The organism is Alphaproteobacteria bacterium PA2, from assembly GCA_002256425.1.
Lineage (GTDB): Bacteria > Pseudomonadota > Alphaproteobacteria > Caulobacterales > Caulobacteraceae > Phenylobacterium.
This window is the reverse complement of sequence record NKIZ01000001.1, coordinates 3,238,781-3,251,002: the sequence shown is the minus strand read 5'-3', so window position 1 is coordinate 3,251,002 and position 12,222 is coordinate 3,238,781. Positions and strand designations below refer to the sequence as shown.

Below are 12,222 nucleotides of genomic sequence, written 5' to 3'. Positions count from 1 at the left end.
GGGATTACGGGCAAAAAAAGAGCCGGGCCCAAAGACCCGGCTCTCTCAATCTGGTCTGGAAAGGCCTCAGACGCCTGCGGCGGCCAGGGCTTCCATCAGTTCAGGAACAGCGGCCTTGTAGTCGGCGACCAGGCCGTAATCGGCCACCTGGAAGATCGGCGCATCGCCGTCCTTGTTGATGGCGACGATGACCTTGGAGTCCTTCATGCCGGCCAGGTGCTGGATGGCGCCGGAAATGCCGATGGCGACATAGAGTTCCGGAGCCACAACCTTGCCGGTCTGGCCAACCTGATAGTCGTTGGGGGCATAGCCCGCGTCGACTGCCGCGCGGGACGCGCCGACGGCGGCGCCCAGCTTGTCGGCCAGGGGTTCGATGACCCGCTGGAATTCCTCGGCCGAGCCCATGGCGCGACCGCCGGAAACCACGATCTTCGCGGCGGTCAGTTCCGGACGGGCCGACTTGACCAGCTGCTGGCTGACAAAGGTCGTCTTGCCTGCGCCCGGACCAGCGCCGATGGACTCTACCGAGGCCGAGCCGCCTTCACCGGCCGCCTTGAAGGCGGTGGCGCGGACGGTGATGACCTTCTTGCCATCCGAAGACTTGACGGTCTCGAGGGCGTTGCCGGCGTAGATCGGCCGGACAAAGGTCGAGCCGTCGACGACTTCGACGATTTCCGAGATCTGGGCGACGTCCAGCTTGGCGGCGACGCGGGGGCTGAAGTTCTTGCCCTGCGAGGTCGCCGGGGTGAGGACGGCGTCATAATTGGCCATGAGCGGCGTAATGACGGCTTCGACGGCTTCAGCCAGGCCCTGACCCAGGGAATCGCTTTCGGCCAGCAGGACCTTGCGGACACCGGCGATCTTGGCAGCGGCGTCGGCGACGCCCTTGGCGCCGGAGCCGGCCACCAGGATGTCGACGTCTCCCGACATGGCCAGGGCGGCGGTTACGGTCTTGTGTGTGTTGTCCTTCAGGGACGCATTGTCGTGATCAGCGACGACGAGAACGGCCATTAGAGAACCCCCGCTTCAGTCTTGAGCTTGTTGACCAGATCAGCGGCCGTTTCGACCTTGATCCCACCGCCACGCTTCGGCGGCTCGGTGACCTTCACCACGGAGAGGCGCGGCGCCATGTCGACGCCAAGGGACGCCGCATCGGTGACATCCAGCGGCTTCTTCTTGGCCTTCATGATGTTGGGCAGGGAGGCGTAGCGCGGTTCATTGAGCCGCAGGTCCGCCGTGATGATGGCCGGAAGGGCCACGTCCACGGTCTGGATGCCGCCGTCCACATCGCGGCAGACGGTCGCCTTGCCAGCCGAGAGTTCGATCGAGTTGGCGAAGGTGGCCTGGGGCCAGTCCAGCATGGCCGACAGCATCTGGCCCGTGGCGTTGTTGTCGCCATCAATGGCCTGCTTGCCCATGATCACCACATCGGGATTTTCCTGGGCGATCACGGCCTTGAGCAGCTTGGCGATCGCCAGGGGCTCAGGATCGACATCGGTCTGGATCAGGATGGCGCGGTCAGCGCCCATGGCCAGGGCCGTGCGCAGGGTTTCCTGGGCCTGGGCCGGACCGATGGAGACGGCGACGACTTCCGTCACGACGCCTTTTTCCTTCTGGCGGACTGCTTCTTCGACTGCGATTTCGCAGAACGGGTTCATCGACATTTTGACGTTGGCGAGATCGATGCCGGTCTGGTCGGCCTTCACTCGCGCCTTCACGTTATAATCGATCACCCGCTTTACCGGGACGAGCACCTTCATGACTTGCCTAGCGCCTCAAATTGCATTGCAACAAATTCGACGGGTTGGGGCATAACCATTTGAGCGGCGTTTGCAAGCGCGCCGCCATATATGTGTTACGTGAATTTCAAGGCAGGCGCCCGCGGGGCGCCGTGAATCTACGGCAAGACGGACGACATGAAGCTGACCATCGAACGCCAGACCAAGATCATCTTCGGCGTTTTCCTGGCGACCACCTTCGCCATTTTCTTCGTGCAGATTGTCTGGATCTGGCCCGGAGAGCGTTGCGAAGAGGCAGGCAAGTGGTGGGACTGGCGCACCCGGGAGTGCGCGACCCCGATCGCGATTTCCTCGATAACCGGCCGCATCATCAAGGACGATGCCGCGCGGGATGCCGCCAAGGCCGAGGTCGCCAGACTGAAGGCCGAAAAGGCTGAAAAATAGGCTCAGCGCGTCGCGCCGGACTTCCAGAAAACGTCGCCCTGGCCCGATGCATTGGCGGTGCGGGCAGCCACAAACAACAGGTCCGACAGCCGGTTGATGTATCGCTGGGCCGCGGGACTGACCGATTGCCCAGACTCAGCCAGGGCTACAACGGCGCGTTCAGCCCGTCTGGCGATGGTGCGGGCGAGATGCAGCCCTGCTGCGGCAGGTGTCCCGCCAGGCAGGACAAAAGATGTCAATGGCGGAAGGTCAGAGTTGAGCTGGTCGATTTCGGCCTCAAGTCGCGCCACCTGACTGTCGAGAATGCGCAGGACCACGCCTTCAGCTTCATCAGCCCGGGCGGGCGTCGCCAGGTCTGCGCCAAGATCGAAGAGTTCATTCTGGAGCCGGCCCAGGACCTCGTCCAGAACGGTTCCCGAGGTGTGGAGCCTGGCCAGGCCAATGCAGGAATTGGTCTCATCCACATCACCATAGGCCGCAACCCGCAGGTCGGTCTTGCTGACCGTCTGACCGTTGGCCAGGCCTGTAGTCCCGCCATCGCCCGTGCGCGTGTAGATGCGGTTCAGGGTGACCACGGCCTAGGCCCGGTTCTGGAACCAGAGGGCGCCCATCAGCAGGGCGACGGCTATGGCCTGCATCAGCACCCGGAGGCGCATGAGCTTGTTGGAGTTGGATCGACCGAAGTCGCCGCCCCTGAACAGGGCGTAAAGGCCCATGAACAGGACCAGGGTTACGGCCGCCAGGGAAATGGGGATCAGGAAATTGATGATGTTCAACATGGGGCGATAATAGACCCTCCTGACTGAAATTGGGATTCAGGAAATGCGCCCTACTGGTCCTGACCCTCAAGGGTTCGGGACCGCCGCCATGTCCAGATATAGAGCCCCAGCGGCGCCAGGATGAAGGCGATCGCGGCCAGAGCTGTCGCCGCGCCGGAGAATCCTTCGCCCACTACAGCCAGGGGCGCGCCCTTGCCGGACACCACGATCAGCAGGGCGAGGGCGACATTGAACAGGCCCTCGCCGACGATCAGGCCTGAGACCATCAGGACGCCGAGGCGGCGGGCCGCCTCGCCGCGCGGCTTTCCCTGGGCGTGGCGATCATAGGCCCATCCAGCCAGGGCGCCGAGAACCACGGGGAAGGTGACCGTCGAGGGCAGGTAGATGGCGATTCCCACGCCGAGGGGGGGCAGGGACAGGGTTCGGCCATCGGGCCTGTTGCGACTGGCGGCGCGCAGGCCCTCATCGACCATGACCAGTATGGCGCCCAGAGCCCCGCCAATGGCGATGAGCCCCCAGTCCAGCCGCCCATCGATCACGCCTGTGGCGATGGTGGAGATCAGCGTCGCCTGAGGCGCCGGCAGGGGATTGGCGGAAATGGCGTGACCATCAACACCGGCGAAGCCGTTCGCCTTGTTGAGCAGGTCCAGAATCGGCGGAATGACCGCCGACCCCGCCACAACCCCCAGCAAGAGGGCGACCTGCTGACGCCATGGGGTGGCGTCCACCAGCTGGCCGGTCTTCAGGTCCTGCAGATTGTCATTGGCGCTGACCGCGACGGCCAGCAGAATGGCTGTGATCAGAAGGGCGAAGGCCACAAGGGGCCTGGCGTCGCCATCAATGATGAAGGGCTTTGCTATGGCCAGGGTCAGAAGGGCCGCCCCCAGAACCGCCAGAATGGCCATCCCGGAAACCGGACTGTTGGATGAGCCGATCAGCCCGGCCATATAGCCGCAGACTGCTGCGACCGCGAAACCCGCCACCACTACATAGCCCAGGGCGCCCAGGGTCAGGGGCAGGGCGGAGAGGGATCCGCTGGAAACAAAATGGGCGACGACCCAGGCGATTGGAATCAGGCATGCCAGGGAAATGACCCCGACCCAGGCTATGGGAATATCCTGTTCAACCCGCGGCAGGGCGCCGCCGGCGGGGGTGTTGCGCAGGCCCTGTGCGGCAATGGCTGACTTCAGGCCCAGCCAGACCGGCGCCGCCAGCTTGCCCAGGGTCCAGATGGCCGCGACGCCGATGGCGCCAGCGCCGATGAAGCGAACCTTCTGGGACCAGATTCCCTGGGCCAGATCGGCCGCGGGGCCGGTCCCTGGCGCCAGATGAGTGAGGACAGGCACAGCTATTCCCCAGGCGATGATCAGGCCTGTTAGCATGGCCATGCCCACGGCGATCCCCATCAGGTGGCCTGCGCCAATCAGGGCAAGGGACATGGCAGCGCCCAGTCCCGTGGCCCCGCCCGTCGCCAGGCGGAAGTATTTCGAAACTTCCGCCACGAAAATCCCGGCAGCCGTCGCCAGGGCGAAGCCCGCCGAAGCCAGGGTTCCGATCAGAATGGCGCCCAGACCTGCGCGGCCCTCGTCCGCCGCGGAGTCGCCGTCTCCCCGGCTTGCGGTTCCAACACGCAGGACCTCCGCGGCCGCGACGCCTTCGGGGTAGGGGAGGGTCGATTGGGTCACCAGGGCACGGCGCAGGGGGATGGTGTACATGACCCCGAGAACGCCGCCCGCCGCACAGATGGTGAAGGAGGTCCAGAATGGAAAACCGGTCCACCAGCCGATCATCACAAGGCCTGGCAACACGAAGATGATCGACGACATGGCCCCCGCCGCTGACGCGACGGTCTGGACAATGTTGTTCTCATAGATGGTCGAGGATCTGAAGCCCTTCAGCAGGGCCATGGAAATGACCGCAGCTGGAATGGAGGAGGCGAAGGTCAGACCCACCTTGAGACCCAGATAGACATTGGCCGCCGTGAACACGAAGGTGATCGCGACGCCAAGGAGCAGGCCCCGGACGGTGAGTTCTACTCTGCCAGCGCCTGAGCCAGGGTCCGAAACAGGCGAGGTCATGGGGCAGGGCTCCGGAACAGGTTGATCGTACTTCCCACCCAGGCCTTCAGGTCGTCCCGCAGGGGTGTCGGCGTCTTGCCGTGGCGGACAAAGACCATGTCGAGGTCTGGAACCACGACCGTATACTGGCCCTCATGCCCGTTGGCGGAAAACGATCCGGGCCCGCCCAGTCCCAGCCACCAGTGCGCGCCGTAGGGGCCGTCCGTGATCCCGTCCTGTTGCCAGGTGGGAATGCGCGCATAGTCCGCCCAGTTGGCTGGCAGGATCTGTCGGCCTTCCCACTGGCCGTCCCGAAGGTAGAGCAGACCAAAACGTGCGAAGTCGCTGGCTGTGGCGAAACAGAAGGACGACCCGATGAAGGTGCCCGCCGGGTCAAATTTGGGAACTGGGCTGGTCATGCCCAGCGGCTCGAAGAGACGCGTTCTCATGAAGTCCAGGAAGTCATCGCCATAGGAGTCGAGGCGTCGGGCCAGCAGGCGGGAAACGATGTTTGTGGTTCCAGAAGAATAGGACCAGAAGCTGCCCGGCGCGAATGCCAGGGGCTTTGAAGCAGCATAGTGCGCCACGTCCTGCTTGCCCTCGCCCCACATCATGGCGATCGTGTCGGAAGCCTGGTCGGCTTCATAGACCTCGGCAAAGGTCAGGCCGCTGGACATGCGGAGCAATTGATCTGTGGTTATGCCACCCCGGGGATCTCCCGGTGTCCGCCACTCCGGGACATCGGCTGGCGCCTCGATGTCCAGAAGGCCATCGCCGACCACAAGGCCGGCAAGGGCATGGGTGATGCTCTTGGCTTTTGACCAGGACATGCAGGTCGCGTCCGGGCCGTGGCCGGGTCCATAGCGTTCATAGATCAACCGCCCGCCTTGAATGACGACGACAGCATGGGTCTCCCCGAAATCGGCGAAGCCCCGGGTCATGGCGGATTCAAACCCCGTCCGGTCGAGACTTGCGGGTAGATCGCCCGTTGGCCATGCGGCAGTTGGCCAGGATAATCCGTGGGGTTGCTTGGGTAGGGGCGGCAGGGTGCTCATGGCTTGAGACTGACCCGGCCCAACCAAATTGTCACGGGGTCGCGGCGCAGCTCGACAAAACGGCTTGTTCCACACGCCCGACGTGCGCGACAATGATGTTCAAGCAAGAGACTGATTGTCCCGGACCGAGATGCTGGAATTTCTGACCCTGGTCGAGCACGCGGCGCTCTATCTGTCCCTGCCGGTCATTTGCATCTGGTCATTGGTAAGAGGCTCCCCCGAGACCAAGTTTGCGATCTGGGGGGTCATGTCTCAGTATTATGTCGCAAATTTTCTGAAGTATGTTCTCCATTTTCCAGATAATTCAATATCAATGCGATCAATTAGTTTCCTTATTGATCTAATTACAATCCTGATAATCATCAGGAGCGCGAAGAGTTTATTTTTGCTAATTTTTGCTGCCAGCGTAACTCTTACCTGGATAGCAACGGCGACAATAATGCTGAACGGAGGAGAGCTTTTCTGGTCATCCATGTTTACATCGGAGTTTTTCACCTGGCTTGCGCACTCCTGCTTCGCCTTGGCCCTGGTCTCGGACGACCGGTTTCCCAACGCCCATTGGCGCGATGTGGCGAAGCTCGCTAGATTCTGGCGATGACCAATACTGACCCAAGCCCGCTTTCTATCCGCCAGGCGACGACGGACGACCTCGCCGCACTTTCGGCCCTGATGAAGCTTTCCATCAATCACCTCCAGTCTGAATTCCTCACACCGGAGCAAGTGGAAGCGTCACATGAAATCATGGGGCTCGACACCCAGCTCATCCTCGATGGCACCTATTTCCTGGTAGAGTCCGGCGACCAGATAGCCGGGTGTGGCGGATGGAGCCGTCGCGCCACCTTGTTTGGCGGCGACCAGACACCCGGCCGGAATGCCGCCGTTCTGGATCCGTTGACCGACGCCGCACGTATCCGCGCCATGTACACTCACCCGGCCTTCGCCCGGCAGGGCGTCGGAAGCCTGGTGATCAGGACCTGTGAAGCCGCAGCGGCGGCCGAAGGGTTCAGGCGGGCTGAAATGGCCGCCACCCTGTCGGGTGAGCCGCTCTATCTGGCCATGGGATATGAGGTGCTGGAGCCATTCGACGGACAGACCTCCCGGGGGGTGGTCGTTCCCCTGAAGCGCATGGGCAAGATCCTGGCCTAGAGCCCGCCGCGATAAGTGGGAACCGGTTATCGCGACAAGCGTGCTCTAAACCTTTGAATCAGAGCGCAGTTTTACCCTTTAGACGGGTCCGTCTAAAGGGAACGCGCTCTAGAGCCCGCCGCGATAAGTGGGAACCGGTTATCGCGACCAGCGTGCTCTAAACCTTTGAATCAGAGCGCAGTTTTACCCTTTAGACGATTCCGTCTAAAGGGAACGCGCTCCAGAACGAAAAAGGGCGACCCTCGCGGGCCGCCCTTCCTCGGGGATTCCAGATCCGAGGATCTAGAAGGTGTAGATGATGCGGCCATAATAGTAGCCGCCATTGATGCCGAAGGGCGAAATGGTCGGATACTGGGTCACATAGGCGTTCTGGTTTGTCTCGAAGTACTTGGCCCGCAGCGTTGCGTTCACCTTGTTCGGGTATTTGTTGAACAGGTTGTTGGCGCCGATGGTGACCTTGACCGAAGGGATAACCTTGTAGCTGACATCCAGGTCGGTGATCAGCGTCGGCTTGATTTCGGTCTTGTAGTAGTCCTTGCCATCAAGGCTGCCCAGGCTGGAGGACTTCCCGAACAGGGACTCCTTCAGGCTGACTGTCAGACCAGACCAGTTCCACACGGCGCCGCCGGTGAACTTGTACTTGGGCGCCGCAGTTTCCAGGAAGGCCAGGGCGGACTGGTCGAACAGGGAGACGCCGGCAGCCAGCTGGGTGGGCGATGCCGCAATCTTGGTCACCTTGGTGTCGGTGAAGTTCGCAGTCGCCGTCCAGTCGATGCGGCCATAGGTCTCCAGGGCCGTGCTGTAGGTCAGCACGAAGTCTGCGCCGCGGGTCCGGGTGTCGAGGCCGTTGGTGAAGATGTTGATGCCGGTCTGGGTGACGGTGGAGTCCAGAATATTGCCGTTGGCCTTGATCGCCGCCGTTACGGAGGGCGAATTGATCGCGCCGCCCGAGCCGAACAGCGAGCCTGAGCCCACAATGCGGTCTTCGATCTTGATCTGGTAGATGTCCAGGGTGGCGGTCAGACCACCAACCGGGTGTGCGACGAAGCCGAGGCTGAGATTGGTCGATTTCTCGGGCTTCAGGCCGTTGACGCCGACCAGCTTGGCGGCCGCAGAGTTCGGCGGAAGCTGAACAAAGGCCGAAGTCGGGGACACGTTGGTGGCGGAGTAGAACGATTCCGCCAGGGTCGGCGCCCGGAAGCCTGTCGACGCCGTCGCCCGCACCGCCAGCATGTCGTTGAAGTCATAGCGACCGGTCAGCTTTGCGACGGTGGTGTTGCCGAAGTCGCTGAAGTCTTCAAACCGAAGGGCGGCGTCGAGCAGCAGTCCTTCGACAGGATTGCCCGCCAGGTTGGCATAGACCGCATAGTTGGTGCGCTCGTGCTTGCCGGCGTCGGTAGCGAGGAAGCCCGGATAGGACTGTGAGCCTTCCTTGTAGGTTGAGCCCGCATCCCCGGGTTTGATCTCGTAGGTGTCCTTACGGTATTCAGCGCCATAGGCGACGGTCAGAGGACCGGCCATGCCGACATCATATTCCTTGGAAAGGTCGACCGTTGTGGACCACTGGCTGGCGATGAAGTCGCCGGCGTGGAAGTCCGTCGGCGAGAAGCCGTTGCTGGTGGCCGTGGACGTGTCGACGTAGAGCGAGGCATTGAGCGAGTCGAGGACGTTTACTGATTCCACGTCCTTGCCGTAGGTGGTCGCTACATCGAAATTCCACCCACCGGCGACGCCGCTTGTGCCCACCGTGAAGGCGTAATCATCCTCGATGATGGATTCCTTCGGGCTGAAGCCCAGGGGCCTCGGGCGGACGCCGTTCTTGCCGACGACGCGGGAAGGGACCCGGTAGTTTTCATAGGCCTGGCCCATCTTATGGCCATAGGTGCCGAAGGAGTAGATTTCGAGGTTATCCGAGACCTTGTAGCCGGCATTGATGGCCACGGTGTTCAAGCGATACTCGGCGTCGCCCGAGATGCGGTTCATGTAGGGGTAGCCCGGCGCATTGGCCAGGGCGGGATAATTGCCCAGTCGGTTGCTGGAGGTGGTGTTGTAGGGGGTGTTCAGAACCCGGGGATCCACGTCGCCGCGGAAGCTGAAGTCATGATACTTCGACTGGAAGGTGACGTTCAGATAGGCGTTCTCGATCGGCTCGATGCCGATATTCGCCGAGAAGTCACCGGTGAGGCCGCCCTCATCGAAGTACTGACCACCGCCCACGGCGATTTCGCCGCCGGATGTGCCCTTTTTCTGGATGATGTTGATGACGCCGGCGATGGCGTCCGTGCCGTACTGGGCGGCCGCGCCTTCAAGAAGGACTTCGATGTGGTCGATCGAGGCCATGGGAATGAAGTTCAGGTCGGCGGATGCGCCGCCTTGGAAGGCGCCGCCGAGAACGGCGAGGTTCGCCGTGGTGTGGCGACGCTTGCCGTTCACCAGAACAAGCGCATGGTTCGGAGACAGGCCGCGAAGGCGGGCGGAAAGGGTCAGGTTGGCCGTATCACCGCCGAAAGCCTGGGCCGTGAAGGACGGCACGACATTGGCAAGGCCGATACGCAGATCGGTTTGACCTGATTGCTGCAGGGCGGTGATGCCCACCACCTGAACCGGCGCCGGACTGTCTTCGACCTTCAGGCCGGTCTGACGGGTGCCGGTGACGATGACTTCATCTACGGTGCCTGCAGGCGCGGCGGCGTCATCGGCCAAGGCCTGGCCAGCCAGCAGCATGAACCCCGCGAGGGAGGCCCCGCCAAGAAGTTTGAGTTTATTTCTTTGAGTCATAAAGTAAGCCCCTCTACCGCCGACCTTTTTGGTCGCTTTCGTGTTGTTCAGCCCAACATTGAGAGCTGATTGTGAAGTCTTCGAGCTGTCTCGGGGAGCATATGAGCGACCTAACGGAATTCATCCGTTGAAGCCGTCCGCTTCGCGCAGGATTGCGCAATGCAGCAAACTCAGAAACGCCCAGATCCAGTCATACGTGCGTCTATTTCCCCGCAGAAACGTGGACATATCCGATCGATAGCCAACGGTTCTCCCGGGCCGGTTCACGGTCAACACGGAAAGTCTGTTGCGACGCAAAAAGGGGGCATGGCCAAAAAATCAGCCGTCTGATGCCAAAAATATCAGCGTTGAAATCTGAAATTCGCTTCAGGCGCGATCTGAACTGACTGCGCAAACTCTATGGAAGCGTAGATGGATACTTGGAAGGATTGCCTAAACTCTGATCGTTCAGAGTCTAAAATCCGGGCGAAGCGCTGCAATTTTGTGCGATTCAGGTTCCGGGTGTGGGCCAGGGGAGACCTTCGTGGACCAAAGTCGCAGCCCGTGACGCAACCGTTATGAAACTGATCAAACCCAGGAGTTCCGAATGCGAGTCTTGCCCGCCATCCTCAGCTTAATCCCACTGGTCTGCGCTGCTCCGGCGATTGCGCAGGTGGTTCATGTCGGATCTCCGACCGCCGCCATCGCATCAGCCACCGTCGTCCCCGGCGGCTACACCGTTGTCTATGTCAGCGGTCAGACCCCGCCGCCGCTCAATGCCGGCGCACCGGCAGGGACTCCCGTGGAGTTTGGCGACACCAAGACCCAGACCATTGGTGTCATGAAGAAGATCCAGGACGTGCTGAAGGGCCAGGGTCTGACCATGGGCGACGTCTTCATGATGCGCGTCTATCTGGTGGGAGACCCCGCCAAGGGCGGAAAGATGGACTTCGCCGGAATGATGGAAGGCTACAGCCAGTTCTTCGGCACGGCTGACCAACCGAACAAGCCGGCCCGCGTCACCTCCCAGGTTGCGGCCCTGGTTGCGCCTGGAATGCTCGCCGAGATCGAAGTCCAGGCCGCCAAGAAGCCCTAACTGATCAGCTTCGTCACCTCGTCGCGGTCCTGGGCTGAAAGAGTCCAGCTGGCCGCGGCGGCGTTGGCGTGCACCTGTTCAGGGCTGGTGGCGCCGGCGATGACCGAAGAGACCGCCGGGTGGGCCAGCAGCCAGGCAAAGGCCAGTTCCAGAAGGGTATGTCCCTGGTTGCTCGCCCAGGCTTCAAGCTTCTCCACCCGATCCAGATTGCGCTCACTCAGCGCCGCCTGACCCCGCGCGCCCCAGGCCGCCAGCCGGGTGCCTTCGGGCGCAGCTTCACCCCGTTTGTATTTGCCTGTGAGCAGGCCCGACGCCAGGGGGAAGAAGGGCAGGAAGCCCAGACCGAAGTGGTCGCAGGCAGGAAGTACTTCCTTGGCCGCGCCACGCTCGAGCAGGCTGAACAGGTTCTGGGCGCTGACGAAGCGGTCCAGCTTCGAAGTCCGGGAAATCCATTCTGCGTCGGCAATCTGCCAGCCGGTAAAGTTGGAATTACCCAGGTAGAGAACCTTCCCGTCCCGCACCAGGTCGTCGAGGGCGCGCAGCGTCTCTTCAATCGGGGTGTCCGCGTCCGGCACATGCATCTGGTAGAGATCGATGTGGTCCGTCTGCAGGCGCTTCAGGCTGGCCTCGACGGCGGAGACGATATAGCGGCGCGATCCGCCCTTGAGATAGGCGCCTTCTCCCATGGGGTTGGCGAACTTGGTGGCGATGACGGCCTTGTTGCGCTTGCCCTTCAGGGCCTCGCCCAGAAACACCTCGGACTTTGATCCCCCATAGATGTCAGCCGTATCAAAGAGGGTGATCCCGGCTTCAAGGGCGGCATCCACGACCGCCTGGGTCTGGGCCTGATCGATGCGCATGCCGAAATTGTTGCAGCCGAGGCCGACCGCACTGACCTTCAGGCCACTTGTTCCAAGACGACGAAGTTCCATCCCGCGATCCCCTGAGCTGATTTTGACAGCACCATAGGGCCTGACCGCTGGCGGTCCAGCAGGATCAGAGGGCGCGGGCCAGCCTCAGGGTTTCAGCATTCTCAGCCGCTGCCCGCCGCAGATTGATCTCCAGATCATCATCTTGCGCTTCGAATGGCGAGGGAATGGCGTCGTGCAGTTCCGCAGAGGCTTCTGCAGGCATTTCGAAGGGCGAAGG

Annotated in this window: 12 protein-coding genes; 4 read left to right on the top strand and 8 right to left on the bottom strand. The window is 62.0% G+C overall.

Annotated elements, in window-relative coordinates; translation table 11 throughout:
- Window positions 1-66 precede the first annotated feature (66 nt).
- Window positions 67-1,011 carry an electron transfer flavoprotein subunit alpha gene (locus CFE28_15595; GenBank protein ID OYU71287.1) on the bottom strand — a complete coding sequence of 315 codons (945 nt, stop codon included), beginning with the start codon at window positions 1,009-1,011 and terminating at the stop codon, window positions 67-69.
- Window positions 1,011-1,760 (bottom strand): electron transfer flavoprotein subunit beta, encoded by a 750-nt coding sequence (locus CFE28_15590; protein OYU71286.1) that lies wholly within the window; start codon window positions 1,758-1,760, stop codon window positions 1,011-1,013. Before CFE28_15590 ends, CFE28_15595 begins: the two co-directional genes overlap by 1 nt.
- Window positions 1,761-1,916: 156 nt before the next feature.
- Between CFE28_15590 and CFE28_15585 the strand changes: the two genes are divergently transcribed.
- Window positions 1,917-2,183, top strand: a complete 267-nt coding sequence (locus CFE28_15585; protein OYU71285.1) for a hypothetical protein — start codon at window positions 1,917-1,919, stop codon at window positions 2,181-2,183.
- A gap of 2 nt (window positions 2,184-2,185) precedes the next feature.
- On the opposite strand, the gene CFE28_15580 is transcribed toward CFE28_15585, so the two are convergent.
- From CFE28_15580 to CFE28_15565, 4 genes are read right to left on the bottom strand one after another with little or no spacing between them, the layout of a single operon-like run.
- The gene (locus CFE28_15580) at window positions 2,186-2,758 is read right to left on the bottom strand and encodes an ATP:cob(I)alamin adenosyltransferase (GenBank protein OYU71284.1); all 573 of its coding nucleotides are present in this window, start codon (window positions 2,756-2,758) and stop codon (window positions 2,186-2,188) included.
- Window positions 2,759-2,761: 3 nt separating this feature from the next.
- Window positions 2,762-2,962 carry a hypothetical protein gene (locus CFE28_15575; protein OYU71283.1) on the bottom strand — a complete coding sequence of 67 codons (201 nt, stop codon included), beginning with the start codon at window positions 2,960-2,962 and terminating at the stop codon, window positions 2,762-2,764.
- Window positions 2,963-3,012: 50 nt separating this feature from the next.
- The gene (locus tag CFE28_15570) at window positions 3,013-5,040 is read right to left on the bottom strand and encodes an oligopeptide transporter, OPT family (GenBank protein ID OYU71282.1); all 2,028 of its coding nucleotides are present in this window, start codon (window positions 5,038-5,040) and stop codon (window positions 3,013-3,015) included.
- Window positions 5,037-6,074, bottom strand: coding sequence for a serine hydrolase (locus CFE28_15565; protein OYU71281.1), 1,038 nt, complete (start codon window positions 6,072-6,074; stop codon window positions 5,037-5,039). The genes CFE28_15570 and CFE28_15565 overlap by 4 nt, the downstream gene beginning before the upstream one ends.
- A 130-nt stretch (window positions 6,075-6,204) precedes the next feature.
- On the opposite strand from CFE28_15565, the gene CFE28_15560 reads away from it, so the two are divergent.
- Together CFE28_15560 and CFE28_15555 are read left to right on the top strand one after the other, a co-directional pair.
- Window positions 6,205-6,672 carry a hypothetical protein gene (locus CFE28_15560; GenBank protein ID OYU71280.1) on the top strand — a complete coding sequence of 156 codons (468 nt, stop codon included), beginning with the start codon at window positions 6,205-6,207 and terminating at the stop codon, window positions 6,670-6,672.
- Window positions 6,669-7,220 (top strand): GNAT family N-acetyltransferase, encoded by a 552-nt coding sequence (locus CFE28_15555; GenBank protein ID OYU71279.1) that lies wholly within the window; start codon window positions 6,669-6,671, stop codon window positions 7,218-7,220. The genes CFE28_15560 and CFE28_15555 overlap by 4 nt, the downstream gene beginning before the upstream one ends.
- Window positions 7,221-7,502: 282 nt before the next feature.
- Here CFE28_15555 and CFE28_15550 read toward each other — a convergent pair whose 3' ends face one another.
- A complete protein-coding gene (locus CFE28_15550; GenBank protein ID OYU71278.1) occupies window positions 7,503-9,998 on the bottom strand; it encodes a TonB-dependent receptor in 2,496 nt (831 codons plus the stop codon).
- Window positions 9,999-10,584: 586 nt separating this feature from the next.
- Between CFE28_15550 and CFE28_15545 the strand changes: the two genes are divergently transcribed.
- The gene (locus CFE28_15545; protein OYU71277.1) at window positions 10,585-11,073 is read left to right on the top strand and encodes a hypothetical protein; all 489 of its coding nucleotides are present in this window, start codon (window positions 10,585-10,587) and stop codon (window positions 11,071-11,073) included.
- On the opposite strand, the gene CFE28_15540 is transcribed toward CFE28_15545, so the two are convergent.
- Window positions 11,070-12,005 (bottom strand): aldo/keto reductase, encoded by a 936-nt coding sequence (locus CFE28_15540; GenBank protein OYU71276.1) that lies wholly within the window; start codon window positions 12,003-12,005, stop codon window positions 11,070-11,072. The genes CFE28_15545 and CFE28_15540 overlap by 4 nt on opposite strands.
- Window positions 12,006-12,222: the final 217 nt, after the last annotated feature.

Coding starts and splice junctions, on each gene's coding strand:
- CFE28_15540 (OYU71276.1), bottom strand. CDS start 12,005: ATGGAACTTCGTCGTCTTGGAACAAGTGGCCTGAAGGTCAGTGCGGTC.
- CFE28_15550 (OYU71278.1), bottom strand. CDS start 9,998: ATGACTCAAAGAAATAAACTCAAACTTCTTGGCGGGGCCTCCCTCGCG.
- CFE28_15565 (OYU71281.1), bottom strand. CDS start 6,074: ATGAGCACCCTGCCGCCCCTACCCAAGCAACCCCACGGATTATCCTGG.
- CFE28_15575 (OYU71283.1), bottom strand. CDS start 2,962: ATGTTGAACATCATCAATTTCCTGATCCCCATTTCCCTGGCGGCCGTA.
- CFE28_15590 (OYU71286.1), bottom strand. CDS start 1,760: ATGAAGGTGCTCGTCCCGGTAAAGCGGGTGATCGATTATAACGTGAAG.
- CFE28_15595 (OYU71287.1), bottom strand. CDS start 1,011: ATGGCCGTTCTCGTCGTCGCTGATCACGACAATGCGTCCCTGAAGGAC.
- CFE28_15570 (OYU71282.1), bottom strand. CDS start 5,040: ATGACCTCGCCTGTTTCGGACCCTGGCTCAGGCGCTGGCAGAGTAGAA.
- CFE28_15545 (OYU71277.1), top strand. CDS start 10,585: ATGCGAGTCTTGCCCGCCATCCTCAGCTTAATCCCACTGGTCTGCGCT.
- CFE28_15560 (OYU71280.1), top strand. CDS start 6,205: ATGCTGGAATTTCTGACCCTGGTCGAGCACGCGGCGCTCTATCTGTCC.
- CFE28_15585 (OYU71285.1), top strand. CDS start 1,917: ATGAAGCTGACCATCGAACGCCAGACCAAGATCATCTTCGGCGTTTTC.
- CFE28_15555 (OYU71279.1), top strand. CDS start 6,669: ATGACCAATACTGACCCAAGCCCGCTTTCTATCCGCCAGGCGACGACG.